We start from the raw sequence: 25,199 nt of genomic DNA on the forward strand, positions 1-25,199 counted from the left end.
CAGGGACCGATCTGGGACGGGGCGCAGGTGAGCGCGGGCGGTCTCGGGGAGGTGGAGGGCGTGCTCATGGGCGGTTCCTTTCGGGTGGCGGCAGTGCTGGCAAGAGCGTTTTTGCGTCGGGTATTCCCGGGCTGGTCCGGTTGGTGCTGACCGCGAGGGTGGCGGGCCGGATGGCGCCGGGTCCGTAGCGGGCGCGCGCCAGGTCCGCGACCGCTTCGACGGCGAGAGCGCGGTCGTCGGCCGGGTCGAGGGTGAGTTGCTGGCTGGCTCGCGTCGCGGGCCGCAGATCCTGGGCGCGCAGGCTGATACCGCGGACGCGGGCGCGCTGGAGGCCGAGCAGGTCGTAGAGCTCGTACGCGGCGGAGGTCAGGGGGTGGGTGTGGGCGGTGGCTTCGGGCAGGGTGCGGCTGCGGGTGCTGCTGGTCCCGTCGGCGTAGCGCACGGCGAGCGCGAGAGCGCCGGCGGCCTGTTTCCCGTCGCGTAGCCGGGCGGCGACTTCCTGGGCGAGGTCGAGAATCGCCCGGCGGTGCTCGACCTCGCCCAGGACGTCCGCTGCGAAGTTGCGGTCGGCGCCCAGGGACTTCGCGATGGGCTGGGCCTGTACGGTGCGCGGGTCCTGGCCGTGGGCGTGGGCGTGCAGGGCCCGGCCCATGGCGGCTCCGAAGAGACGGATGAGGGTGGGCGCGGGGGTGTCGGCGATGTCGCCGATGGTGTGGAGGCCGTAGGTGCGCAGCTTTCCGGCGGTGGCTGGGCCAACCCCGTAGAGCGCCGCGACGGGCCGCGGTCGCAGCCATCGCCCGACCTCCGCGTGCTCGATCACGGTGGTCGTGCCGGGCGCGGTCGCGGCGGCCGCCATGGCGGCCAGCATGCGGTTCGGGGCGATCGCGTACGTCACCTGCACCCCGTACAGGGCCAGGGCGCGGAGCCGGAGGAGTGCGGCGAGTCCTTGGGCGTCGCGCTGCCAGTAGCGCAGCGCGCCGGTGATGTCGAGGTGTGCGGCATCGGGCGGGATGGGCTGCACGCGCGGTGTGATGTCCTGGGCCAGGGCCAGGAGCTGCCCGTACAGGTCCGGCTCGGGGCCGCGTTCCAGGTGGAAGTGGGCGTGGAGGATGCGTCGTTCGGCCATGGCGTTCACCCGGGGCTTCCGGGGCTGGTGTAGCCGAGGGTCTTGAGGTCGGCTGCGCGGCTGCCGGCGGGCTGGAGGTCGGCGTAGGGGTGCAGGCGGGCGCCGCTGGTTCCGTTGGCCAGCGTCCGCCCGCGCGCGGGGGAGCGGTCCTGCGCGGGTGTGGGTGCGAGCCGACTGTGGCCGAGCAGGGCGAGTACGGCTTCGGGGCCGTGGTCGCGGCGGGCTGCGGCGAGTTCTTCGAGATCCCACACCATCTCGCCGACGACCGTGCGGCGCGGCCCGCGGGCTTCGACCGTTCCCCGCACGAGCAGGAGCGCGGAGTGGAAGACGGTGTGGGCGACCGCGTCGTGGCTGTCTTCGAAGAATGCGAGGTCGACGAGGCCGGAGCCGTCTTCGAGGGTGACGAAGATGACGCGCTTGCCGGAGGGGATGGGCGGCGTCTGGGTGGAGGCGCGGACTCCGGCGACCAGGACCTTCTGCCCGGGGTGCATGGCTTTGAGGTGGGCGGCGTCGGTGGCGCCGATCTCGCGCAGCAGCCGGTGGTGGTGGGTCATCAGGTGCTGCGACACGTCGATGGAGAGCACGCTGATCTCGGCGTTCAGGGCTTCGCGGCTGGTCATCTCCGGCAGTCCGGACGGCTCGGCGGTCACGAGCTCGCCGCCGAGAGGGAGCTGGCCGTCGGCGGTCCGGGCCCGGGTGTGCGAGTGGAGCTCGGCGGCCTGCAGGAGCAGGTCGCGGCGGGTGAGCGGGCCGCGCAGTGCGTCGAGCGCGCCGATTTGGATGAGCCGCTCGCAGACCGGCAGGGCGGGACGGGCCCGCTGCCAGAAGTCCTGCAGTCCGGTGTAGGGCTGGCCGGTAGTGATCCGGGCGACCTGGTCTTCGCTGATGCCCTTCACCGAGGACAGGGAGAGTCGCACCCCCCACGTGCCGCTGTCGGTCTGCTCGATGCGGTAGTCGGCGGCGGAGGCGTTGATGTCGACGGGCAGGACGGGCACGTGGTGGCGGCGGGCGTCGGAGACGATCACCCGGGCGGGCCACATGCCCGGGTCGTGCTCCAGCAGCCCCGCGTACAGCGCGGCGGGGTGGTGGGCCTTGAGCCACGCCGACTGCAGGGCCGGCACGGCGAAGGCGACGGCGTGGGCGCGGCAGAACCCGTACGCTCCGAACCCTTTGATGATCTCCCACACCTCGTCCAGGACGGCGCGGGAGTAGCCGCGGTGGCCGGCCTCGCCCTTGAACCAGGCCTCCACCTGCGGCAGGCGGTCCTTGTCGGCCAGGGCGCGGCGGGCGATTTCGGCGAGTGCGCGGTCGCAGCCGGTCAGGACGGCGAACATGTCGATGATCTGCTCGTGCCAGATCGTCACCCCGTACGTCGACGCCAGCACCGGCACGAGATCCGGGTGCGGGTACCGCGGCGCCGCGCCGTGGCGGGCGGCGATGTAGAGGGCGGGCATGCCGCCCTTCACCGGCCCCGGCCGGAAGAGGCTGATGTCGGCGATGACGTCCTGGACGTCCCGTGGCTGGAGGCGGCCGACCAGGTCCTGCTGGCCGGGCGATTCGAGCTGGAACATGCCGACCGTGTCGCTCTTGCGGATCAGGTCGAATGCGCCGGGGTCGCCGAGGGGGACGTGGTCGGGGTTGTCGAGGTCGATCTGGCGGCCGCTCGTGCGGCGGATCTCCTTCACGGCGTGGGCCATCGCGGACTGCATCCGTACGCCGAGCACGTCGAGCTTGAGCAGGCCGAGGTCTTCGACGTCCTCCTTGTCGGCCTGGACCATCGGATAGCCGCCCGGGGTCGGCTGGACCGGCAGCCGGTCCAGCAGCGTCGCGTTGGAGAGGATCACTCCGCACGGGTGCATCGCGATCCCCCGCGGGAGCGCGTCCAGGCCTTCGGCCAGCTCCCACAGAGGCCCGAACGAGGCGGCCTCTGCCGCGAGCTGCTTCAGCTCCGGCAGCTCGGCGAGCGCGCCACGGATGTCGCAGGCCCGGATGTGCGGGAACGACTTCGCGACCCGGTCGATCACTCGCGGCGCCATGCCGAGTGCGAGGCCGGTGTCCCTGAGGGCGTGCCGGGCCCGGTAGGTCTCCGGCATCCCGGTCACCGCGATCCGCTCCGTCCCGAACCGCTCGATGATCCGGTCGTAGACCTCCAGCCGACGCGCGGATTCCACGTCCACGTCGATGTCCGGCAGCGACCGGCGCCGCACCGACAGGAACCGCTCGAACAGCAGGTCGTGGTCGAGCGGGTTCGCCGTCGCCACGAACAACGAGTGGTTGACCATCGACCCGGCACCCGACCCCCGGGCCGCCACCCGGATCCCCATCGCCCGCACGTCCGCCACCACCTGGGCGACCGCGAGGAAGTACGCCTCGTACTCCAGCTTCCCGATCACCCCGAGCTCGTACTCCAGCTGCGCCACCGCCCGCCGGTCGCGCTCCAAGCCCCGGGCGAACATGCCCGCCTCGCACCGCTGGCGCAGCAGCCGCATCGCGCCACCGGGGCCCGGCTCGGCGCCGACGACCTCCGGCTCGGGGAAGTGCGGCCGTCCCAGCCCGAGATCGGCGACCGGATCCAAGACACACGCCTCCCCGGCGCGTACGGTCTCGGCGAGCAGCGCTGCCGCTCGGCCCGGGCCTGCGCCCGAAGCGCTCGCGATCCGCTCCGCGGCCGCCGCCATCTCCGCGGGGCCGGTCAGCCACCGCTGGCCGCAGTCCATCCGGCGGCGGTCGATCGGGCGCAGCAGCCGGGCCGCGTCCAGCACGTCGGCGACCCGGTGCTGGCCCGGGTCGGCGTACCGCACCGCGTTCGTCAGCACCGCGGCCACACCGAGCCGGTCAGCGAGAGCGAGTGTTCGGGCGGCCAGCCGCAGCGACCCCGGCCCCGTGCCCGGCACGCCCCACCACACCGTTTCCAGCCGCAGGTTCGCTCCGACCAGCTCGCGCCACGGCGCGAGCAACACCTCGGCGACATCCTCCCGCCCCGCCGACAGCGCACGCACCGGCTCGGAAACCGGCCCCAGCAGGACCAGCAGCCCCTCGTCCGCGTACCGGCCGAGCATCTCCCAGGAAACCACCGCGGGACCGCCGGCGGCGGCCGCGTGCGCGGCGGACACCAGACGGCACAGCCGCCCCCACCCGGAGGCGCTGCGCGCGAGCAGGGTGACCCGCAGCGGCGGCTCCACCACGTGCGCGCCCCCGCGCACGGGCGTCCGCACCCGGGGCGCGGAGCCCGGGCGGGCGGGGGAGCTGGGGGCGACGGCGACGTCGACACCGAAGAGGGGACGAACCCCCGCGCCGACCGCCGCCTTCGCAAAACGCACGGCGCCGGTCACGGTGTCCCGGTCGGTCAGCGCGAGCGCGCCGATACCGCGCTCCGCGGCCCGCAGGACGAGGTCGTGGGGGTGGGAGGCGCCGTAGCGGGCCGAGTAGCCGCTCGCCACGTGGAGGTGCACGCCGCTGCTCATGCCCACCTCCCGCGATCGAACAGTTTCGGCCGGTATGGCCGGAATCCCTCCTTCCAATGTATCGAACTAAATTCGAACAGCGCGAACTGGTTACTCCGAAGTAGGGATGCGATCACCGGGTGTGACTGAGCGCGCTACTTGGCCCTTGAGCGCGATAGTTGGCCCGTTGTGCATTCCACTTGGCCTCCCGCACTGCTGCTGGCCGTGCGCGAGGCCATCTGAGCTGCGAAAACACCGCCAGTCGGAGTGATGAGGGCCAATGGATGGGAGCCATCCGTCCGAGCGGCTATGGCGCTATGGGCGCGCGGACCTCGTTGCGGATGATCGCCGTCTTCGCGGCGAAGGCCTCAAGGTCGAACTCGGCCGGCGGCTTCTTAAAGTCCACGGTCTGGGACACGTGCGCCACGGCCGAGCCGTCGGCCCAGGAACAGTCGGGTTTCCAAGTGGTGCCGAACTGATCGACCGCTTGGACGATCCGGCAGGACACGGGCTCTGAGGAGCCCTGAGGGATGATCGTGCGAGGGCCGATGATCACGGTGGAGCGCATGTCCGGGACGCTGGTCCGACGGTCGAGAATCTTCAGGAACTCGTCGCGGGCCGTGACTGGGTTCAGCACGGTTCCGTACACCCCGGTCACCGCGAGCACGGGCCCCGACGTTTCCGTGGTTCGGTCGGCCGGTTGATAGGCGGCGAAGGCGGAGACGCCATGCTCGATCTGGCCTGAGAGCATTATCGGGATGTTCTGATCGGGCGTCGAATGGTCGGACTCCGTGAAGACGCCCTTGAGTACCGCCTTGGGCATTTTCAACCGGTAGGGGCCCGCTGGAACCGAGGCCTGACCCGGGCCGCTCGTCGGAGGGATCGCACTTCCCCCGCTCCCGCCACAGCCAGCCAGCACCGCGGTGAGCATGGCTGCTGCCGCCGTTCTGAGATGTCGCCTCACGTGTCTCCCCCACCACAGTCAGTCCAACATGATCACTTTGCCATGAGGTGGCTTGCCAGGCTACGAGGCCTCACGACCCGGCCAGATCGCCTCGGGCATGGCCAGCAGCGGTGCGGGAGGCCAAGTGGAATGCACAACGGGCCAACTATCGCGCTCAAGGGCCAAGTAGCGCGCTCAGTCACACCGGGCCCACGGCGTCAGCTGGAAGGAGCGAGGGGGTGACCGAGGAGGTGGCGCCATGGCTCGTCCCGTTTGGGCTGGAAGCCTGTCATTCGGCCTGGTCAGCCTGCCGGTGAGCCTCTACACGGCCACCGACAGCCACACCATCCACTTCCACCAGCTCCAGCGCGGCACCGCCGACCGGATCCGCAACCGGCGCGTCAACGAGCGCACCGGCAAGGAGGTCGAGCTCGACGACATCGTCAAGGGCTACGACACCGGCGACGAATACGTCCTGGTCGAGCCGGCTGAACTCGACGAGATCGCCCCCGGCCGCTCCCGCGCCCTGGACATCGCCGGCTTCGTCGACCTGGCGGAAGTGGACCCGATCTTCTTCGACAGGACGTACTACCTGGGCCCCCGGGGCGCCGAGTACAACAAGGTGTACAGCCTCCTCGAACAGGCCCTCGCCAAGACCGGCAAGGCCGGCATCGCCACGTTCGTCATGCGCCAGCACGAATACCTCGTTGCCCTCAAGGCAGAGAACGGCCTCCTGACCCTCCACACTCTCCACTGGGCCGACGAGATCAGGGACCCGAAGAAGGAGATCGACAACCTCCCCGCCAAGACCAAGGCCGCCGACAAGGAACTGAAGATGGCCGAGCAGCTCATCGAGGCCCTGAGCATGACGTGGGACCCCGGCGAGTTTCACGACACCTTCCAGGAGAAGGTCGCCGCCATGATCGAGTCCAAGCAAGCCGGCGAGACTGTCGAGAAGGCCGAACCCCCTGCCGGGCCGACTGGCGCCGTCGACCTCATGGAAGCCCTGCGCGCCAGCGTCGAACGAGCGGGCAGCCCCAAGCCCGTATCCGGCAAAGCCACCGCCTCCGGCGCGACCGCCACCGGGAAGAAGCCCGCCGCCAAGAAGCGCATTCGCTCCGCGCCCAGGGAGGACCTGACAGGCCTGACGAAGGCCGACCTCTACAAGAGGGCCGCCGCCGCCAACCTCCCAGGCCGCTCGCAGATGACCCGCGATGACCTCGTGAAGGCGCTGGCCTCCTCCGGACGCTGAACTCCCTCAGGGATGTCGCGAAGGGGTATTCGCGAAGGTATTCAAAGGTGCATACTCGGGACCATGGCAGACACGACCGTGAAGATCGACTCCGAGACCCGAGACCGCCTCGCCGCCCTCGCGGCCGCCCACGGCAAGAGCGTCCGCGCCTACTTGGCCGAGCTCGCCATCGAGGAGGAGAACCAGCTCGCCCTCGGCCGGGCCACCGCCGCCTTTCGCGAAGCCGTGAGCCGGCCGGGCGTCGCCGACGCCTTCGACACCGAGTACGGCGGCCTCCCGACGTCCGCGAACACGCGCCGGGCGGCCTGACCCTTGGAACTGCACATCGACATCCGGTGGCTCCTGGACCGGCAGGAAGAACTCCTCGGGAAAGAGCTGGGAGTCCTGGACTACTCGGGCCTGGTCGCCGCGGTCGCCCGCCACCGCGTGAACACCCCCGCCCTGGCCACCGACGAACCCGACGCCTACTGGCGGGCCGCCGCCCTCCTGGATCAGATCGTGCTCCTACGCCCGCTGCCGGCCCGCAACGAATACTTCGGATACGGCGTCGCCGTCGCCTACATCAGAGCCTCCGGCAAGACCGTGGACGACACCTTCGAACCCTGGCGCGACCTCATCAACGACATCCGCGCCCTGCGTCTGAACGTCTACGACATCGCAGATCGACTGCGCTCACTGCGACACAGCTCCTGATCGGCCCCCTGGCTGCCCATTCGCCGGACGTTGGGCCACGACGCGGCGTGCAGCGCTGGAGAGCGGTGCCGGGCCCAGCCGCATCGCGGCAGCAGCCCCGCCCCCCACCAGCCACCGCTGGACGGTGCGGTCGCCTCACGCAGGGACGGATTGACGGCGGGGGTACGGTCGCAGCCCCTTACCAGGGCCGGGGAATCTGCGGTCCGGGCCACCCGCCGCCCTTCTCCGCCGCTGGCCGCTTTTACCCAGCCCGGCCGGTCCGCAGACGGCGGCGGCGCGGGCCACGCATGCTCACCGGGGGATGCCGGCCCGAACCTCCCTCGGCCCGATCTGTTGCCGCGCGAACGTCGAGCGGGTGAACGCGGGCGTCAGGCGTTGACCGTGGGGTTCTGGGAGGGGATTTCCGTGCCGGAGTCCGCCGCAGCGACCGCAGTCTGCCGCGTCGGACGGGCCCGGCGCCGCGGCCGGTGGGTCGGCTCTGCCGCACCCAGGGAAGCCAGCTCCGCCGCCGACCACCCTGCGGCCTCGGCCTCGACGTACGCCTTGCCGTACGGGACTTCGCTCTCGGACAGCTCGGTCTGGAGCTGGATCCGCCGAGCCAGGATTGCCGCGAGGGGTTTGACTGCGGCTTGCTTGGCGGCCAGCTGCGCAGCCTGGAGCTCTTCCGCCTTCTGGAGGATCTCGGATGCCTTCATGGCGGCATCATGCCCAACCCGCCCTGCCCTCTCGCTGCCCCTGAAGTTTCGGCGAGGGCGTGTCCTGTGCTGTCAGTGCGTGTTCGTACAGTTGCTCAGTGGCAGGGAGTCGCAGGCAAGGGGGAGTCGTGTCACCAACCAGCAGAGGTCGTGGGGGAGCCAACTTCAACGAGGCAACGCGGCGACTGCTAGCCCAGCGTGCAGCCTTCCGCTGCTCGAATCCTCAGTGTGGTGCGCTGACAATCGGTCCCGGCCCAGGGTCTGCCGACATTTCTGATACCGGTACTGCCGCCCACATATTCGCCGCAGCCCCGGGAGGCCCGCGGGGGACTGGTGGCCTGTCGGACGAAGAACGGTCCCACATATCCAACGGAATCTGGATGTGTGCCACGTGTGGCCGTCTGGTCGATACGAACGCGGGGAACGCGTATTCGGTGTCACTACTTCGCAGCTGGAAGGACCTGCATGAAAGTCGGACCCGGCTGGAACAGGGTGGAGTCACCCAGCCGTTCGGCTGGGTTCAGTCCCTTGAAGTCATCAATCACTACGTCCTGTTGCCCGGGACTATCCAACTTTCAAAACTGAATCTCCTGTTCGGGATGAACAATTCAGGTAAGACGCGGCTCCTCCACCTTCTGAGATCACTAGCCTCGCCGAATTTGCTGATGGACAGTGGGTATCCCGCGGATCTCTCATGTGCCATCACCTGGTTCGATCCTGCTCATCGGAAAGCGGTTGTGCGTGTCGAGGGCGAATCGCTGGAGTACCACGTTGATGGAAGGAGAGTTCCGCTGCCCCCGCGTCCGTACCGAGTCCTGACGTTCGGTCCAGACTCCTATGTGGCGAACGCTCTGCGTGCCGGGGCGCCGACGGTCTCAGGAGTTGCGCGATTCCTCGGCATCGATCCCTGGGCGGCGCGCACGGTGATCACCAGCATGTCCGAACTGCTTCCGGATGTGATAGCGGATCTTTCTGTGGAGGGTGATCATGTGAGGGTCTCCTACCAGCAGGGTCGGCGGAGAGGTCAAGACGGCCCTCGATGGGATTTCTGGTTCTATTCGCTGGTGGTATTTGCGGAATTGCAAGCGAGGGCAGAGCCGACAATCCTCGTGTTGGACGAGCCTCTCACGTATGTGCATCCTATGGCGCAGCGAAAAATGTTGGAGCTGTTCGAGTCGGCGGCATGGACCTTCCAGACCATCTTGACGGAACATAGTCTTGTCGCATACGCGCGGCGAATGCATGGCTGGAGTGCCTCGGTGCTTATGCCGGAGCCGAAAAATAGGTCCCGCATTTCCCAGGACTATGCAGACCTGGAGCGCATCGCGGCCGATTGAACGATCATGCGCGGGTCGCTCCGTGGTAGTCGCGGGCGGGCATTGCCTCCTCTAGTGAGGCGACTTCGACGTGGCGGCCTGTGCGGGGTGCGTGCAGGACCTGATTGTTCCCGGCGTAGAGGCCGACGTGGTAGATGTCGGCGCCGCCGTGGGACCAGAACAGCAGATCGCCGGGGCGCAGCTGGCTGCGGGCGATCGGCCGGTGGGAGGTGGCCGCGTACTGGGCGGCGGCGGTGCGGGGGAGGTGGATGCTCGGCCAGTACGCGTACTGGACCAGGGAGGAGCAGTCGAAGCCTTCGGTGCTGGAGGCTGAACATCGGCCGAGGAGGTATCCGTTGATCCTGTCGCAGAAGCCCCGGCTGGGGCCGCCGGGCCCGCCGCCGCCCCATGCGTACGGGATGCCGATCCGGGCTGCGGCGCGTCGAAGGGCGTCGGCGCCCGCTCCGCTGCCGGTGACGGACAGGGGGGAGGGTCCCTCGAAGTCGTCGATCAGGTCCATGATCGCGATGACGTATCGGTAGGTCTCGCCCCTCGCGAACCCTTTCGGCGGCACGCCTTTGAACCGCTCGACGGCGCCCCAGCCCGCGTTGTACCCGGCCAGGGCGAGCCGGCGGACGTCGTCGCGGTACGGCGATGCCTTGGCGTCGCCGAGCAGCGAGCACATGTACCGGCCCTGCGCCATGACGGCGTCGCCGATGTCGAACTCGCTGGCGCCGTTCTTGCCGTCGACGTCGCGCCCCCAGGTGTGCCACGTGGCCGGGATGAACTGGGCCGGGCCCTTCGCGTCCGCGTGGCTGACCGCGCCTCGGTCGGTGCGGAAGCCGCTCTCGTGGTAGAGCTGAGCGGCCATCAGGGCCGGTGTCAGTTCTGGGTGGTCGCATTCGGCGACGGCTTTGCGGATCCACGGCTGGAACTCGGGCGGTACGCCCCTCATCCCGCCGCCCTCGCCGCCGGGAGCGGCGCCCGCGGCCGTCAGCAGCCCGGCCATGACGATCAGAGCGGCCACAGGGATCGCCAGCACTCCGACGAGGCAGCCAGTCGCGGCCTTCATCGCCTCCCCCTTTCCTGGGCGGGCCCGTCACCTGGACGAGTGATCACACGGGAGCCGGCTGCGCCTGCGTGTCTGATCACGGGTCCGCCCGGTTGACCTGATGTCAGCTGCGCGCACCGGTGACGCTACTCTCTGTAGCTCATTAGCGACAAAGAGCAATCACTTGAGCGCAAACGCGTGGGAGAGGGGGGAGGTTGCGATGACCGCCACCGAGATCGTGCCGCCCGCTACGGACCGCCCCCAGGAACCCGGCCTGCGGTACGCGCTGATCCTGGCCGCCGGCTGGAGCATCGCCAAGGGCCTGGTGCAGCCCATGCTCGCCGACCAGGACGAAGACAGCGCGCGCTTCCTGGCGCCCGGCGAGGCACTGCCGATGGGAGCCACCCCGGTCGTCATCGCCGACACCACCGTCAGCAACTCCGTCTGCGTCGAGCACCTGCTGCGCGACACCTGGTCCGTGCACCTGCCGCGCCCCTGGCTCGTCCTGGTCGCCGACGCCCCGGCCCCGCCGCCCGTGGCCGCCAGGTACCGCATCCGAGCCCTGGGCGCACGCGTGATCGGTACGGCCTACGTGCCGTACCTGCCGGTGCTGCGCACGGTCGAGACCGCTGCCGAGGCCATGGAGCACAAAGACGTCCGGGCTGCGGCCCGCAAGCTGCGCAGCGCTCTCGAAGGGAACTAAGCCGATGGACATGATCACGCTTGCCGCCGCCCTCACCGACGATCTGCTGCCGGGGGCCAAGCCCACGCCGATCCCCGGCATGGCCCCCGTTGTCGTCGAACTCTTCGGCTACGGCCTCTACCTGCTCGTCCTGGCCGGCGGCACCGCCACCGGCTACGGCATCTACAAGCTGGCCTGGGCCGACAAGAGCCGCCAGGGCGGCGGTTCGGAACCCTTCAAGTGGATGGGCGCCGGAATCCTGGCCATTCTGATGGCGGGAACCCTGATCGCAATGATCAACGGGATCGCAGCGTGACCCGAGGTGGCGGACGGCTCACCAAGTACATGATGCCGACGGCGTTAGCCCTGGTGGCCGCCGTCCTGGCGCTGACCGGATACGCCATGGTCAGCGGCGACGGGACCACCCCCGACTCCGGCAAGCCGGGCGCGGCGGCGTCGGCTTCGCCGTCGGACGGGTACGCACCGCCGCCGGATTGGACCGAGCCCGCCCGCTGGGCGGCCCTGCCCCGCGGCGCGCGCACGGACGAGCGGGGCATGGAGGTGGGCTTCCCGCACACCACGCAAGGGGCCGTCGCGATGATGGCGAGCTCCAACTCGACCGCCCTTCAGGGCGCCTACGACAACCAGCAGGCCCAGCTGCGGATCTTCGACAGCTACCTGATCGCCGCCGACCGGACCGAGCCGAACCGTGAGGCGGTCGAGCTCGCGGGCATCGACGCGGACAGGCAGGTGCGCCGCAGCTTGGGCCTGCCCGCCGGAAGCGACCTTCCGCCGGGCGCGTACGTCCGCACCCGTGTGGTCGGCTTCAAGATCATCAGCGAATCGGCGGACGAGGTCGCCGTCTGGCTGCTTTCCCGCGTCACGATGAAGGCCGGGGAGACCCAGAAGGAGACCGGCTCCTACATGCGCTCCGTGGTCGCGGTCCAGTGGGCCGACGGAGACTGGAAGACCTCCCTCGCCGCCTACACCCGGGCTGTCTCCGCCAGCGAACCGCAGCCCGCGATCGCAGCCCCGGGCGATCCTGCGTTCAACTCGTCCTCCTGGAATGCGATCCGGGAGGCCTCGTGAGGCGGTTGGGGGCCCTGCTGCTGATCCTGACCGCCATGCTCGGGATCGGCCTGTCCGTGCCGGCCGTCGCGGACGGCCCCGTCGGTGAGACGGTGGACGTCTCCTGCCGGGTCGCCAGCACCGGCAGTTCGCTGGGCGCCATGGCCCGCCTCGCCGGCACCCTCGTCAAGGGCCGGGACGCCTGCGACGTGGTCGGTGACAAGGTCGAGGAGAAGGTCGAGGATTACTGGACCGCCGTCTGGGACTCCGTCATCGGAGACGTCCTCAAGTCGGCGACCGACGTCGCGAAGTGGCTCCTGCGCACGGTGCTGACCCTGTCGCTCATGGGCCCCAGCCTCGACCTCGCCAAAACCGGCCTGTTCGAAGAAGACGCCACCCTTGGCGGGATGCTCGTCTGGCTGGGCTGGGTCATCGGGGCCTTCGGCGCCATGTGGCAGATCGGCAAGGCCGCCATCACCGGCCAGGGCAAGTACTGGGGCCAGCTGCTCTCCGGCTATGCCCAGAACATGATGCTGAGCGCCATCGGGCTGACCGTGGTGGCGGCGCTGCTGCGCGCGGGCGACCTCTTGACCGAGGGCATGGTGAACGCAGTCTTCGACAAGGACGGCGCCTTCGATCGCATCATCGCCGTCATGGTCCCCGCAGCGGTCGCCAACCCCGTCCTGGTCGCCGGAGTCTGCTTCTCGTTGCTCGTCATCGGCTTCGTGCAGATGGTGATGATCTTCCTGCGTCAGTCCGCGATCCCGATCCAGTGCCTGCTCCTGCCGATCGCCGGAGCAGGCCTGATGGGCGGATCGGTAACCCGCAAGTGGCTTCCGAACATCGTGACCAGCATGCTGACGATCATCGCCTACAAGCCGCTCGTCGGCCTGATCATCTGCATCGGCTTCTCCGAGGTCGGCCGCGGCCACGGCCTGGTGGCATGGCTGCGCGGCTGCGCCACGCTCATCCTCGCGATCATCGCCCCCGGGCCCCTGATGAAGATCTTCGCGCCGCTGGGGGCGGCTGCCGGAGGCGGCATGGCCGCTGGAGGCATGGCCGCGGCCGCGGGCGCGGCCGGCTCCTATCTCGGTGCTCGTGGAGGCAAGGGCGGCGGGGACGGCCCCGACCCGAGCGGCGGCGGGGGTGGCGGGGACGGTGGCAGCGACCCGGTCAAGCAGGCCCAGTACATCGAGCAGTCCATGGGCCCGCAGGGCGGCGGTGACGACGGGCAGGACGCCCTCGCGCAGGCCTCCCGCAACGAAGGCGGCTCGGCGATCCCCGCGCAGGGCGGCGGCCCCGACGCCACAGCCGGCCTGGGCGGTGCGGCCACCGAGACCGGCACCGCCACCGGTGCGGCCGCCACCGGTGCGGTCACCGCGGCAACGGGCGGCGCCGTACTCGCCCTGAAGGTTCTCGATGGCGTCAACGACGCCATTCAGGACGCCTCTTCGACCATGGGAGACGGGGGCAACACATGACCACCCACGGTGTGCCCGACGGGCTGAGGATCGAGGGATTCCGCAGCCGCCGAACCTTCGGCTTGGGCAACCTCTCGAAGTCCGCGACGATGATGGCCGCAGGCTTCCTCGCCGTCGAAGCCCTGCTCAGCACCATGCAGCCGCTGACCCTGCTGGTCACCCTCCCCATCACACTGGCCGTGATCGGCCTGGCCGCAGCCCGCCGCCACGGCATGTCCGCACTCGCCTACTACCGGGCGGCCCTGGCCTGGAAGCTCGCCACCCGGGCGGAGTCCACCAACTACCGACGGGTCCTCCTGCCACACCCCTACGCCCTGGACCTGCCGGGGGTAGCCGCCTCCACCACCCTGATCGCCGCGCACGACCCCACCAGCGGCCGACAAGTCGGCGTCGTCCACGACCGGGCCACCGACTACATGACCGTCTCCACCCTCCTCGCCCCCGGCGGTAGCCTCATGGCCCCCACCGCAAGCGTCCGCAGCAACCTCAGGACATGGGGATCCGTGCTCGACGCGATGAGCACCGAGGAACAGATCCGCGGCGCCTCGGTGACCATCCAGATCACCCCCGGCGCAGGAGAGGCCCTCAGCGACGACATCAAGGCCCGCCGCGTCCCTGACGCTCCCGCGCTCGCCAACGCCGTCGTCGATGAACTCGTACGCACCGCACCGCGAGCAACCGCATCAGTCGCCTCATGGATGAGTGTCACCGTCGACCCCTGCGCCACCGCGACCCCACCGACCGACCTTCCCGGACAGGTCGCCGAGACCTTCCGGGTCGTCGACGGGCTGGACCTGTCCGGCACCGGAACCGACATCGTCCGGCGCGCCACTGACGTCGACCTGCGCCGCCTGGTCCGCTCCGCCTACGACCCCTCGTGCTTCACGGCCCGCGACGAGGAGTTCGCCGAGCTCTCCTGGGCCGACTGCGGCCCGGTCGCCGCCGACGACCACTTCGAGGAGTACGCCCACGACGGCGCCGTCTCCGTCTCCTACGTCCTGCGCGAGATGCCCAAGCGCCCCATCGCCTACTCCGTGCTGCTCCCCCTCCTCAGCCCGGGGAAGTTCCCCCGCCGGGTCACCCTGGCCTACCGGGTCCTGGACCCGCACGAAGGCGAAGCCGTGCTGGAGCGCGAGATCAGCGCGGCAGCCAACAGGGCGGACGCCACCGCCCAGGTCAAAGGCCGGGCCAAGTGGTCACAGAAGGCGGACTACGCCCGCGCGGAGAAGGCCGCCGCCCAGGCCGCCGGCGGCGCCCAGGTCGTGGACTGGACCCTCATGGTCACCGTGACCGCCCTGCGCGCCGCCGACCTGCCCGCCGCCCGCCAAGAGCTCAACCGCGCCGTGAAAGCCACCCGGTCCCTGCGCATGCGGCCCGCGTACGGCGCGGAAGCCGCCATCTTCGCCGCAGGCATCCCCGTCGGCTACAACCCCCTGGTCAGGTAACCGCGATGGCCAAGCTGCCGCAGCTCCAGAGCCCGCGCCGCACCACAACAACTCCGCTGGCGGACGGCCAAGCCCAGGCCGACAAAGCTGAGAACCAGAGGCGGCGGCGCCTGTACGCGCCCCGGGCAGGCTGGGGCGGACGCTTCGGCGGCCGGGTACCCGTGGAGGACGCCGGCACCATCTACACCGGCCCGAGCACGCAGGCCGCCGGGGTCTACCCCTTCCTCCTCGGCGCAGGCCTCCCGCCCCGCGGCGTACCCGTCGGCCGGGACGTCCTGACCGGCGAGCTCGTGTGCATCGACCCTGCCGACTGGGTCGGCAAACTCACCACGAACAGCGGCGTCTGGGTCATGTCCCAACCAGGCGCCGGGAAGTCTGCCCTGGTCAAGCGCATGCTGCTCTTCTACTGCGCCTTCGGATTCATGCCCGTCGTCCCCGGCGACGTCAAGGGCGAATACACCGCCCTCATCCAAGGCCTCGGCGGCAGCGTCATCCGCATCGGCGACGGCTCCGGCCGCCTCAACCCCCTCGACAGCGGCCCGCTGAAGAAGCGCGTCTGGTCGATGCCCACAAGCGAGCGCGCCGTCCTCCTCGACGTACTCAACAGCCGGCGCCTGGAAACGCTCGGCGCGCTGCTGGCCACCAAGCACGGACTGGGCCGGACAGCCGACGAAGTCCAGCGCTCCGCCCTGACCTGCGCGGTGCAGCTGGCAGCCGACGCCGTCCCGGGCGACGACCCCATCGTTCCCGACGTGATCACGGTCCTGCGCCAAGCCCCGGAACCGCTACGCAACCGGCTCGCCGCCGAGGGCGGCGCGTACGCAGACCTGACCCGGTCGGTGATCGCCGGTCTCGACAACCTCGTCTCGGGCCCGCTGAAGGGACTATTCGACGGGCCGACCACACACCCGCTCGACATCGCGGCCCCGGCGGTGTCCGTGGACATCTCGCCCCTGCGCGCACGCGGCCAAGACGTCCTGTCCGCAGGCATGATCGCCACCTGGGCCTACACCTACTCCTCCATCGACGCCGCCCGCTCCACCGGGCTGATGCAACGTCGCCTCATCCTGCCCATGGACGAGATGTGGCGGGCCCTCAGAAGCGGGCCGGGGCTGGTGGACTCCATGGACTCCATCACCCGCCTCTCCCGCGGGGACGGCGACATCTCGATCCTCGTCACCCACAGCCTCCTGGACAGCGAATCCCTTCCCACCGAGGAGGACCGGGCCAAGGCCAGGGGACTGATGGACCGCTGCGACACCTGGATCATCGGCGCCTCCACCGAGGAAGAGCTCGTGCGCGTCACCGGCAAACGTCAGCTCACCGAGCAGGAACGCATGATGATCGCCTCGTGGTCGTCGGCCACCTCCACCGGCCTCGACACCGGCGACGCGGTCCACCCCGGACGCGGCAAATACATGATCAAGATCGGCACCCGGCCCGGCATCGCGGCCGCCTCCGAGCTCACCGCCACCGAAGCACGGCTCTACCACACCGATCCGAAGGCAGGTGAGCGCTCATGATGACGGACTCCGACCGCCACTGGCTGGCCGGCGGCGTGGTCGCGGGCGGCGCGATCACCCTTGCAGCCTCCACCTGGACCGGCGCGGCCCTCGGCTCCCTGATCACCGGCGAAGACGTCGCCCCACTGGCACCCCTGACCGTGCTGCACATGGTCAGGAACTGGACGTCGGTGTGGCCCTCGCCGATCGCCTCCGGCATCGGCGCCTTCCTCGTCGACCTGGCCGCCATCGTCCTGGTCATCTGGGGCCTGCGCGTAGCACTGCGCTGGTTCTACAACCCTCTCGGTCTGGCCACCCTCCACCAGGTCCGCGACCTCACACCCAAGCCCGCGGCCACCACGGCCTCCCGGCTCCGCCGCACCCTCAAGGGCCTCGACCCCAAGCAGATCGAACCCCGAGACCGGGGCATCCTCCTCGGCGACCACATGACCAGCGGTGTCGAACTCCGCGGGTCCGATGAGGACACCTTCGTCGCGATCATGGCCCCCCGCGCCGGCAAGAGCACCGCGCTCGCCATCCCCATCGCCATGGAAGCCCCCGGCGCCCTCCTGCTCACCTCCAACAAAGCCGACGTCTACGCCGCGACCTACTCCGACCGCCGACGTGCCGGAACAACCTGGGTGTTCGACACACAAGGCGTCGCCCAGACCGAACGAGCCATGTGGTGGGACATGCTCGCCGAAGGCGAGACGCTGGAACGCGCCGAACGCCTGGCCTCGCACTTCACCAACCAGATCAGCAGCGACAGCGCCGACCCCTTCTGGTCCCAGTCCGCCAACGACCTCCTGGTCGGCTTCTTCCGCGCGGCCTGGCACGACGGCGCCACCATCAAAGACATCCTGCGCTGGGTGGCCGACCCACAGGAGAAGGCCCCCTTGCGCATCCTCCACCAGCACGAGCCGGTACTAGCCGAGCAGGTGGAAGGCAGCATCGCCATCGCGGAGGAAACCCAGAGCGGCATCTTCCAGAACGCACGGACCGCGCTCAGCGGACTCCGCGACGAAGCCGTGCTCGCCTGGGTAATGCCCGACAAACACCGGGACCGCTTCGACCCGGAGGAGTTCTCCCTCACCCGCGACACCCTGTACCTGCTGAGCAAGAAGGGCGGCCCAGCCTCCGCAGTAGTCGCCGCGCTCGCCGACACCGTGTTCACCTGCGCCTCGGAAACCGGAGAGCGGCACGGCGGCCGGCTACCCGAGCCGATGCGCGCGGTCCTGGACGAGGCCGCGAACATCTGCCGGATCAAGGACCTGCCCGACCTCTTCAGCCACCTTGGATCCCGCGGCATCAACCCGTACGTGATCCTCCAGAGCTACCGTCAGGGCGTAGCCGCCTGGGGCGAGGTCGGCATGGACGCCATGTGGGGCGCGGCCACCAAGAAAGTCATCGGCGCCGGCGTGGACGACCCGCGGTTCGTCTCCGACATCGCCACCCTCATCGGCCAGCACAGCGTCCAGCGCGGCAGCTACTCCAAGAGCCGCGACGGCGGCTCGCAGTCCTGGAGCGAGCAGCGCGAGCAGATCCTCGAAGCAGCCGACGTCCGTGCGATGCCCAAGGGGTCGGCGCTGCTGCTGTCCACCGGCATGCCCATCGCCCAGATCCGGCTCCGCCCCTGGTACCTGGAGGAGAGCATGAAGCACCTCGGGGCCGAGAAGGACTACGAGGAGCTCGCCATCACCAAGCGCGCCGTCGCCGCCCACGAGGCGCGAAAGGCAGCACGCAGTGGCCGATAGCCTCGCGCCGGGTGGCCTCACCGAAGACATTGAGGACTTGAAAGCGCAGGTCCGAGCCCTGACAGCCCAGGTCAAGACGCTTACTCAGCCCGCTGGCCCAGACGCCGAAGAGACCGCGTCCGACGACCCCGGTCCGGACGAGGCCGACGACGAAGAGCACTGGCAGTTCCCGCCCTTCATCCTGCTCCTCGACTCGCCGGACTACGAGGGCGAGCTGCGCGCCCTGGTCGAGTGGGTGGAGGGCGTGCTCGTGCCTGGGTACCTGGCCGAGGCCTCCGCCGACGCCCGCTGGTGCCACCGGTGGACCGACCACCCCATCGCTGTCGCCCGGCTCCACGCCCTCTGGCTGGCTTGGCAGGAGCTCACCGACCCTGCCACCTCTGGGTACACAGGGCCCAGTGTGTGGCATCGCGACCACTATGACCCCTGCATGCGAGAGCTACGCGCCTCCACCGGTTCCTTCCAAGGCTGTGTCAAAGGAGAGCATCAAGTGGCGCACCGGATGCCGGCTTTGGTGCCCAGCGCATGGACACTACCGGTAGACAGCGAGTGAGCACAGGGAACTGGGCAGTCGCCCGAGGCTGGTTGGCCCGGCAGGCTGGATCGGTGCATGACCTCCCGTGTCCCGTGGCCGGCGAGGTTGTGCATGGTGGCAACGGTTTGGACGGCGTCATCGTGGCCGTCGCCCTTCTGACACGGTCGGGGGGGCTGCCTTCCAAGCCGATAGCTCGGTGCGGGCCGGGTTCTCGGCGGTTCCGGATGATCAGACCGGGGGCCGCGGATTGGCCAGGATCAGGGAAGACGTGCGGGCCATAAGCCCTGATTAGCCTGGGGCGGGGAGTGCGAGCCTTCTGTTTCGGCTCCGTGACCGAGCCCGCGCGGCGAGGCCGTGTGGGCCCGCGGCTTGCCCTCCGCCAGGAGTATGCGGCTTCTCCGTGTCCTGGGCACTGGCGCGGCCGACGGCGAGGAGAAGCTCGGCCGACGACCGTCCGGCGTCGGATTGCCGGAAGTGCTGGATGGTCAACTTGTCGTGGGTCAGCCTGTGCCGTCGCCAAGCGGATTGCTTGGGGGTAGTTGAGTCGGCTATGAGCTGGGTGGACGCGAGGCTACTGATGGTCTCTCGGGCCGGGTCTGGCCCATCGACATGTGTCCTCACCGCAGTTGTTCCAGGCGTCGATGGAGGCAGTGCGGTGTGAAGTGGAACAATGTGAGGAGCCGTTGACATGACCGTCCGCTGCTGCGGATCGAAAGGGAGATCACATGAACCATTCAGTAGCCGGGGCGTCAGTTGAATTTGAGGAGATTTGGCGGCAATTTACTGATTGGCTCGCAGTGAATGCCCCAGAAGATTACGCCGCCCTCCGTCCTGGCGCATCGCAGGCAGACATCCGCCATTTGGAAGACGAGATTACTTTTGAGGTGTCGAGTGATCTCAAACTGCTGCTTTCAATGCATGACGGTGTCGTTGCGCGCAGGTCAAGTACGGAGGGCGGTGCTTTCATTCTCAATTACAGCCTGCTCGACGTGAAGGGCATTGACGAGTGGCACAAAAATCTAGCTGAAATGTCGGACGATGCCGAGGAAGGAGGTTACGAGGATTCGGTTATCGGGCATACTGCCCACAAGCAGTGGGTGCCCTTTGCGCAGAGCCTTACAGGTGATCTGCTATTCGTGGACCATCGACGCGATCACTATGGCGAGATTGGAGAGATCTCGTTCGGGAGCCCCACGTACGATCTGCTCTGGCCGGACATGCGAAAAATGCTTTGTGATTTTTGTACGGCGGTTGAAAACGCGTCCCCCTTGCCGTCGGTTGGGCGTGTTCCATCCATCCATGAGGGGCGAATCCTTGAATGGGTGACGCGCTGACGCGGAAATGGAGCGACCCTCCCCGTGATGATGCGGGGAGGGCCGTCTTGGTAGGTCGACTAGATCGTGCAGACAGTGCTCATGTCGCAGCCCTCCCAGCCGGTCTCGACGAAGTATGCGTCGTTGTCCAGGAGTCGCACATCTTTAGTGAACCGTCCAAGGTCACCTCCAGCGGCCGTATTCTGGCTTGCCGGCACTGCAGCGCGCCCGCAAATTTCATTCCACGTCGGGTTGGGATAGTTGCTGTCTAGTTGCAGAAGGTTAGTGTTCTTATCCTGGTACATCTGCACGCAGAACTTGCCAGAGGCGAGCGACTGGCCTCCGCTTTCGCGAGATTTTGCGAACGGGTACTCATCGCAGCTGGTTCCGGTCGCGTCCGCATGGGGTCTCCATTCGGCTACCGCGAGCATGCAAATCTTATCCCGGTTGTCCTTGGCTTTGGACTCGTCCGCGAGTCGATGCAGCGGCTTCTTGTATTTTTCACTTCCTGGGTGAGTTGAGAGTTTCTCCATCATCACCCAGTAATATGCGGCCGCTGCAGGATATTTGTGCGTTCTCATCGTCAGTGTGGGCGTGTGCTTGGGGAACACGCAGCCGTTGCTGCCACTGCCGCCGACCTTGTTGTCACAGCGGATTTCGAACCCGCTGTTGCTCCACTTCGGAATGGCCTGGACAGCGGCCTGCGGGGTCGTCCAGCTGCTGATCCAGTCCAGGTTGAGCTTTTCCTCCGCACCGGCGGTCTTGTTCCACTTGTAGGTGTTCATCCGTGTGGCGGTGTGCGCGTCGCCGCTGGTCCACGTGGTACTTCCGGTCCAGGTTCCCTTGCTCTCGGCACATCCCGTCGTCGGCCAGCAGTTCTCGTCGAATGAGACGAGACTCGTCGAGCTGATGCCTGTCATGTTGACTAGCGAGAGCTCAGTCCATGTGGTGAACGTTTCAGACTTGGGGTCGAGGCTGATCTCCTGGATCGCCTGGATCGTCGCCCCTCCGATCGGAACGCCGTTCCGCTCAGCCACGAGCGGGAGCAAGCCTCGGAGACATCCCTGCGTCCGGGTGAGCGTGGCGGGCCTGCTCTCGTTCTTGCACCATCCGACAGGGCCTGGGCTTACCGCCGCAGCTGATACGAGAGGCGGTGCCGCCTGTGTGGTCAGCAATGGCGAGATGGTCTTATTTGCTATGGAGCTTGACGGCGTGTACTTCGCACAGGAGGTGACGCCCTTTTCGGCGCTGCCGCACGCATCAGTTGACGGGGCTGCGGCGACCTTGCTGGCGGCCATGCCCGCCGGGTCCGCTACCTTCACCTTCTGGGTGCCCACGAAATCGATATCCGGAACGTTGGGATCCTCTGCCGGAATGCGGATACCGGGCATCCCGGAGTAGTCGCCAGGCACGAATGCGATAGCGTCGAAGGCTATGTCAGCGGATCCGTCGCCGCCGTTGAAATTATCGAGTGTCACCTGCGGATTGACGTTGCCGAAACGGTAGCCGCCGAGGTCGACCCACTTGTTGGACTGATTGTCCTTCTGAGAGATCGTCTTGGTTTGGGTGCCCCACTGGGTTGCGATCTTGTAGCTGGCGGCGCTGGTCTGTGCACCGTGGTCCGGGATGTGTGCGTAGACCTTGGCCTGGCCGCCGTATTCAGTGAGCTTTCGCCCCAGGGTCCAGGTTCCGGTGACCTTCATGCGGTCTCCGGGCGCCGGGAAGGTTTCGGCAGAGCGAGTGTGGGTGAACCAGAAGTGATTCTGATAGGCCGCGCCTATTTGATGGGTGTCCATCTTCCCGGGATAGGTAACGACGTTGAGGCCGTCTTCCGGGTCCCGCACGGTCCAGGGCTGGTAGGTGAATGTGAATGAGCCGTCCGATTTCACCGGGCCGCAGCTTCTGGAGTCTGACCCGGCGGGAACGGTGCCGTTCGGCAGGTCGTCGACGATGAGTGCGCCGGCGGGGAGGCCGGAGGTACACCGGGGCGGGTAGGAGGCGGCGTCCGGCTGCTCCGGGTAGCTGGTGTTGAAGCGGTGGATCGGGCTGCCGCACTGCGGGAGACTGCCGTCGGTGGTGACGCACTTCTTCCAGCTGGCGGACTGGTTCCACCAGCAATGCAGCCAGTGCGGGTTGGTCGACTTGTCGCCCGTGTCCAGCGTGCACGCCCCCATGCCGGGGTCGTTGGAGTCGCTGTTGCTGATCTTGGACGGGTTACAGGAGTTCGTCGCGTTGCAGAACAGGTCGATCGGCGGCTTCGCAGTGGTACGGAAGGCGTTGTTGTTCCACCAGGACGGCTTGTAGCCAGCCTGGAAGTCACCCGGGGCGAACATCGCAGAGAGCGGACGGGCGGCCCAGCCGATTACCTTCTCCGGGTACGGCCAGTTCTGAGGCTGCGCTGCATGGCTGTAGTCGTCGGCTCCGGCCGCGTTCTCCAGGAACGGTGTGCGGTTCGCCTTCCACAGGGGGTTGGCAGGGTTGTTCGTCCAGCCCAGGCCCTTGTGCCCCGCGTCATCCGCGGTTTCGTAGAAGCCGGAGTTGTAGGCCCACAGGGCATAGAACCAGTTCTCGATCCACCGCGGGTGACCGTCGTTGACCTTCATCCCTGCGCGGTTGGTCTGGTTCCACTTGTCGGACAGGATCTGCGCACCGTAGGCGATGTTCGCGGTGTAGTCGAGTGCCACCGCCTCCTGGGTGAGGGTGCTCAGAGCCGTCTCGCCCGCCTTGGTCTTGCCCGCCAAGCGCATGCCGTCAGTGGCCTGAGTAATGCCATAACCGCAGTCGGCCTCGGACCAGTTAATCCGCCAGGGGTCGGCCTGCGTGCCGCTGGCCGTGTACTGCACGCCGTAGTAGTTGCCAATGAGGCTGTTCGACGTCACACCGGGCACCGCAAACCGTGTGGCCTGCCACATGTTCGACTCTTGCGCGGTGATGCCGAGCAAGATCCCCGCAGGGATGTGCCACTTGTCGTTGTCGCCGTCTTCGGTGTCCAGCTTCCCGTTGGGGTCACCATCGAGGACCTTCGGGGGGAACAGGCCCTGGGGCTGGTAGCCGCCCATGCCAGTGTTCTTCCAGCCGGCTGCACGGTAGAAGTCGAGCTTCCCGACCACAGCCTGGTCCACCGCCCACTCCACCTGCCGGGGAGTGGGCTGGAACGCCTGCTTCTTCGCATCATTGCGGGGGACCGCGCAATATCGCTCGTCTGTCCCCTCACTCGGGGTATCCGGCGAAGCGAGAGCTGCGGCCTGAGCACCCTTGGCCGAAGGATCGGCGGGACTCTTCTGGTTCGCGGGCGAAGCGAGGACGGGGGAAGGAACCCGGCCCGTGACCGCGCCGTCGCCGACGGCTTGAGGCTTGACGTCGAGAGAAACCGACTTCTTCGTAGCCACCACATCAAGCCGGGTCCGCGCAGCGCGGACGGCCTCGGCGTCCGTCGCAGCAATCAGGCTCGTTCTTCCATCAGCCCACGTCGTGGATGTCGCAGAGTGGCCGAGGGTGGACATGCGCGCACCCTTGGCCAAATTGCCGGGGTTTGCGATGCGGGAGGGCAGCTTCGCTTTGCTCTTCGCCTTGCCAGTAATGAACACCTGGCCCGACGAGGTACTGCTGAGGTCCCACTCGTCAAGACTGCCCGATGCGACCGTGACAGGAGTGGTCCGCCCGGCGCGCGCATCGGCGCCAGTGAGGTGCTGTGCCCGGGCCTGCGGATTCTTCGACGTGCCCTTGTCCAGATCACGCTCGATGAACGTCAGGCCGCCGTCGGCATCCGCCGTCAGCTGGAACGGCACCGTAGTGGTGCGGACGAGCTCGGTCTCCTGTGTGCCGTTCAGTCGGACGACCTTGTTGCCGTGTGCAGCAACGATTCCGCCGTTCGTAGGAATTGCCGAGGTCACCTGTCCCGGAAGAGAGACTGGCTCGGCTGCCTTACCCGAGCGTGCATCTACGGTTAGGAGCCGCGTCTGCTGCTCCTTGTCACCGTCGTGGGTTAGCTGAGTGAACACGGCCTGTTCGCCATTGCCGCAGCCAGGGCTGAAGTATGCAAGCGAAGTGCTGAAGGGGAGCTTCGAGACCTTGCCCGTGGTGAGGTCTACTACTGCGGCGAAGGCGCCGCGGACCATCAGTTCGGGCTTGTTGGTGAATGTTCGGGGCGCGTAGGCAACGGCCGCGTACCTGCCGGATTCCGTCAGGCAGGCGTTGCCGATCCATGAGTCGGCGTCGAAACCGTCCTCGCGGAGCGTGGCGGCAGTCTTCCATCCGTATCCCTTGGCCTCGTCGGCGGTGAGGAGGTGGAAGCCGCTGCCGTCGCCGCTGGTAGTGAAGGCGGTGTCCTTGGACGACTTGTACGCGGCGCCAAGGGTCTTAGAACGGTCCCTCTCGGGGATCGCAGACGGCTGGGACGAGGATGTTGTCGGCTGGGCGTTCCACCCTTGGACCGAGCCACGTGGCGGCTGCATCTCGTCTGCTTGTGCGGGCATGCTTAGCGGTATGGCCAGGGCTGTTGCCGTGGCTATGACCACCGGGACGCGTAGGCGTCCCATGGATAGATTCACGCTCTTCCTTGATCTCGATGGAAGCCCCATGGCACGCGAAGGCGAGGCCGGGGCAAGGGGTGGACAGCAGGTGTGTCGCGGGGCCAGAGAGGCTTGCCAGGTGCCAGCCTCGGCGCGACTGATGGGCCGACCAGCGAGCATGCCCTCAGCGCATGTTGAGCCCACACTCAAGGGTGGTGAGCTTGCTCTGGAAAGCCACCCTAGGTCTACAAGATCTCTGATGATTAGTCATTACCGAGCCATTCAAGGTGGGTCGGTGGGGGTGGGGGCCAGCCCGGTGCGGCGACGCAGACGTTGCATACGTGTGCCGGAGCAGGATGCGTGGACGGACCGCCCAGGCAGACCCCCGG

The 25,199-nt window shown here is 68.2% G+C and carries 19 protein-coding genes; 13 read left to right on the top strand and 6 right to left on the bottom strand.

The features are described from left to right. Positions 1-64: 64 nt before the first annotated feature. The 3 genes from OG509_RS42620 to OG509_RS42630 all read right to left on the bottom strand — a co-directional run bounded on the left by OG509_RS42620 (position 65) and on the right by OG509_RS42630 (position 5,392). Positions 65-1,126, bottom strand: a complete 1,062-nt coding sequence (locus OG509_RS42620; protein ID WP_331740879.1) for a DNA polymerase thumb domain-containing protein — start codon at positions 1,124-1,126, stop codon at positions 65-67. Positions 1,127-1,131: 5 nt separating this feature from the next. Continuing rightward, on the bottom strand, positions 1,132-4,590 hold the full coding sequence (locus tag OG509_RS42625; RefSeq protein ID WP_331740880.1) for a DNA polymerase III subunit alpha: 3,459 nt from the start codon (positions 4,588-4,590) through the stop codon (positions 1,132-1,134). Positions 4,591-4,876: 286 nt separating this feature from the next. After that, entirely contained in the window at positions 4,877-5,392 is a 516-nt protein-coding gene (locus OG509_RS42630) for a hypothetical protein (protein ID WP_331740881.1), read from the bottom strand. Between the two features lie 379 nt (positions 5,393-5,771). Between OG509_RS42630 and OG509_RS42635 the strand changes: the two genes are divergently transcribed. The 3 genes from OG509_RS42635 to OG509_RS42645 all read left to right on the top strand — a co-directional run bounded on the left by OG509_RS42635 (position 5,772) and on the right by OG509_RS42645 (position 7,457). Next, a complete protein-coding gene (locus tag OG509_RS42635; protein ID WP_331740882.1) occupies positions 5,772-6,764 on the top strand; it encodes a Ku protein in 993 nt (330 codons plus the stop codon). Positions 6,765-6,827: 63 nt separating this feature from the next. Then, a complete protein-coding gene (locus OG509_RS42640) occupies positions 6,828-7,073 on the top strand; it encodes an antitoxin MazE7 (RefSeq protein WP_331740883.1) in 246 nt (81 codons plus the stop codon). Positions 7,074-7,076: 3 nt separating this feature from the next. Next, positions 7,077-7,457, top strand: a complete 381-nt coding sequence (locus OG509_RS42645) for a toxin Doc (RefSeq protein WP_331740884.1) — start codon at positions 7,077-7,079, stop codon at positions 7,455-7,457. 368 nt (positions 7,458-7,825) lie between these two features. Here OG509_RS42645 and OG509_RS42650 read toward each other — a convergent pair whose 3' ends face one another. Continuing rightward, entirely contained in the window at positions 7,826-8,152 is a 327-nt protein-coding gene (locus OG509_RS42650) for a hypothetical protein (protein ID WP_331740885.1), read from the bottom strand. Between the two features lie 434 nt (positions 8,153-8,586). On the opposite strand from OG509_RS42650, the gene OG509_RS42655 reads away from it, so the two are divergent. After that, a complete protein-coding gene (locus OG509_RS42655; protein ID WP_406187961.1) occupies positions 8,587-9,489 on the top strand; it encodes a hypothetical protein in 903 nt (300 codons plus the stop codon). 4 nt (positions 9,490-9,493) lie between these two features. On the opposite strand, the gene OG509_RS42660 is transcribed toward OG509_RS42655, so the two are convergent. Next, positions 9,494-10,540, bottom strand: coding sequence for a bifunctional lytic transglycosylase/C40 family peptidase (locus OG509_RS42660; protein ID WP_331740887.1), 1,047 nt, complete (start codon positions 10,538-10,540; stop codon positions 9,494-9,496). Between the two features lie 199 nt (positions 10,541-10,739). On the opposite strand from OG509_RS42660, the gene OG509_RS42665 reads away from it, so the two are divergent. The 9 genes from OG509_RS42665 (at position 10,740) to OG509_RS42705 (ending at position 20,320) form a co-directional block, all read left to right on the top strand. Further along, positions 10,740-11,222: a hypothetical protein gene (locus tag OG509_RS42665; protein ID WP_331740888.1), complete on the top strand. Its 483-nt coding sequence runs from the start codon at positions 10,740-10,742 to the stop codon at positions 11,220-11,222. A gap of 4 nt (positions 11,223-11,226) precedes the next feature. Continuing rightward, positions 11,227-11,517: a hypothetical protein gene (locus tag OG509_RS42670; protein WP_331740889.1), complete on the top strand. Its 291-nt coding sequence runs from the start codon at positions 11,227-11,229 to the stop codon at positions 11,515-11,517. Next, positions 11,514-12,290, top strand: a complete 777-nt coding sequence (locus OG509_RS42675) for a hypothetical protein (RefSeq protein WP_406187962.1) — start codon at positions 11,514-11,516, stop codon at positions 12,288-12,290. The genes OG509_RS42670 and OG509_RS42675 overlap by 4 nt, the downstream gene beginning before the upstream one ends. After that, positions 12,287-13,750, top strand: coding sequence for a hypothetical protein (locus tag OG509_RS42680; protein ID WP_406187963.1), 1,464 nt, complete (start codon positions 12,287-12,289; stop codon positions 13,748-13,750). The genes OG509_RS42675 and OG509_RS42680 overlap by 4 nt, the downstream gene beginning before the upstream one ends. Further along, complete coding sequence (locus OG509_RS42685; RefSeq protein WP_331740892.1) at positions 13,747-15,195, top strand: SCO6880 family protein; 1,449 nt, start codon at positions 13,747-13,749, stop codon at positions 15,193-15,195. Before OG509_RS42680 ends, OG509_RS42685 begins: the two co-directional genes overlap by 4 nt. 5 nt (positions 15,196-15,200) lie before the next feature. Then, positions 15,201-16,718 (top strand): ATP-binding protein, encoded by a 1,518-nt coding sequence (locus OG509_RS42690; RefSeq protein WP_331740895.1) that lies wholly within the window; start codon positions 15,201-15,203, stop codon positions 16,716-16,718. Beyond that, positions 16,715-18,451, top strand: coding sequence for a TraM recognition domain-containing protein (locus OG509_RS42695; protein ID WP_331740897.1), 1,737 nt, complete (start codon positions 16,715-16,717; stop codon positions 18,449-18,451). Before OG509_RS42690 ends, OG509_RS42695 begins: the two co-directional genes overlap by 4 nt. Continuing rightward, entirely contained in the window at positions 18,441-19,004 is a 564-nt protein-coding gene (locus OG509_RS42700) for a DUF4913 domain-containing protein (protein ID WP_331740898.1), read from the top strand. Before OG509_RS42695 ends, OG509_RS42700 begins: the two co-directional genes overlap by 11 nt. Before the next feature lie 707 nt (positions 19,005-19,711). Further along, complete coding sequence (locus tag OG509_RS42705; RefSeq protein WP_331740899.1) at positions 19,712-20,320, top strand: SMI1/KNR4 family protein; 609 nt, start codon at positions 19,712-19,714, stop codon at positions 20,318-20,320. Positions 20,321-20,379: 59 nt separating this feature from the next. Here OG509_RS42705 and OG509_RS42710 read toward each other — a convergent pair whose 3' ends face one another. Further along, on the bottom strand, positions 20,380-24,774 hold the full coding sequence (locus tag OG509_RS42710; protein ID WP_331740900.1) for a hypothetical protein: 4,395 nt from the start codon (positions 24,772-24,774) through the stop codon (positions 20,380-20,382). Positions 24,775-25,199: the final 425 nt, after the last annotated feature.

It is taken from the genome of Streptomyces sp. NBC_01006 (assembly GCF_045162725.1).
GTDB lineage: Bacteria > Actinomycetota > Actinomycetes > Streptomycetales > Streptomycetaceae > Streptomyces.

What these genes read in the sequence shown, in the direction of transcription:
- OG509_RS42620 (WP_331740879.1), bottom strand. Translation starts at nt 1,126, where the DNA reads ATGGCCGAACGACGCATCCTCCACGCCCACTTCCACCTGGAACGCGGC.
- OG509_RS42625 (WP_331740880.1), bottom strand. Translation starts at nt 4,590, where the DNA reads ATGAGCAGCGGCGTGCACCTCCACGTGGCGAGCGGCTACTCGGCCCGC.
- OG509_RS42630 (WP_331740881.1), bottom strand. Translation starts at nt 5,392, where the DNA reads ATGCCCAAGGCGGTACTCAAGGGCGTCTTCACGGAGTCCGACCATTCG.
- OG509_RS42635 (WP_331740882.1), top strand. Translation starts at nt 5,772, where the DNA reads ATGGCTCGTCCCGTTTGGGCTGGAAGCCTGTCATTCGGCCTGGTCAGC.
- OG509_RS42640 (WP_331740883.1), top strand. Translation starts at nt 6,828, where the DNA reads ATGGCAGACACGACCGTGAAGATCGACTCCGAGACCCGAGACCGCCTC.
- OG509_RS42650 (WP_331740885.1), bottom strand. Translation starts at nt 8,152, where the DNA reads ATGAAGGCATCCGAGATCCTCCAGAAGGCGGAAGAGCTCCAGGCTGCG.
- OG509_RS42660 (WP_331740887.1), bottom strand. Translation starts at nt 10,540, where the DNA reads ATGAAGGCCGCGACTGGCTGCCTCGTCGGAGTGCTGGCGATCCCTGTG.
- OG509_RS42665 (WP_331740888.1), top strand. Translation starts at nt 10,740, where the DNA reads ATGACCGCCACCGAGATCGTGCCGCCCGCTACGGACCGCCCCCAGGAA.
- OG509_RS42670 (WP_331740889.1), top strand. Translation starts at nt 11,227, where the DNA reads ATGGACATGATCACGCTTGCCGCCGCCCTCACCGACGATCTGCTGCCG.
- OG509_RS42685 (WP_331740892.1), top strand. Translation starts at nt 13,747, where the DNA reads ATGACCACCCACGGTGTGCCCGACGGGCTGAGGATCGAGGGATTCCGC.
- OG509_RS42690 (WP_331740895.1), top strand. Translation starts at nt 15,201, where the DNA reads ATGGCCAAGCTGCCGCAGCTCCAGAGCCCGCGCCGCACCACAACAACT.
- OG509_RS42695 (WP_331740897.1), top strand. Translation starts at nt 16,715, where the DNA reads ATGATGACGGACTCCGACCGCCACTGGCTGGCCGGCGGCGTGGTCGCG.
- OG509_RS42705 (WP_331740899.1), top strand. Translation starts at nt 19,712, where the DNA reads ATGAACCATTCAGTAGCCGGGGCGTCAGTTGAATTTGAGGAGATTTGG.
- OG509_RS42710 (WP_331740900.1), bottom strand. Translation starts at nt 24,774, where the DNA reads ATGCCCGCACAAGCAGACGAGATGCAGCCGCCACGTGGCTCGGTCCAA.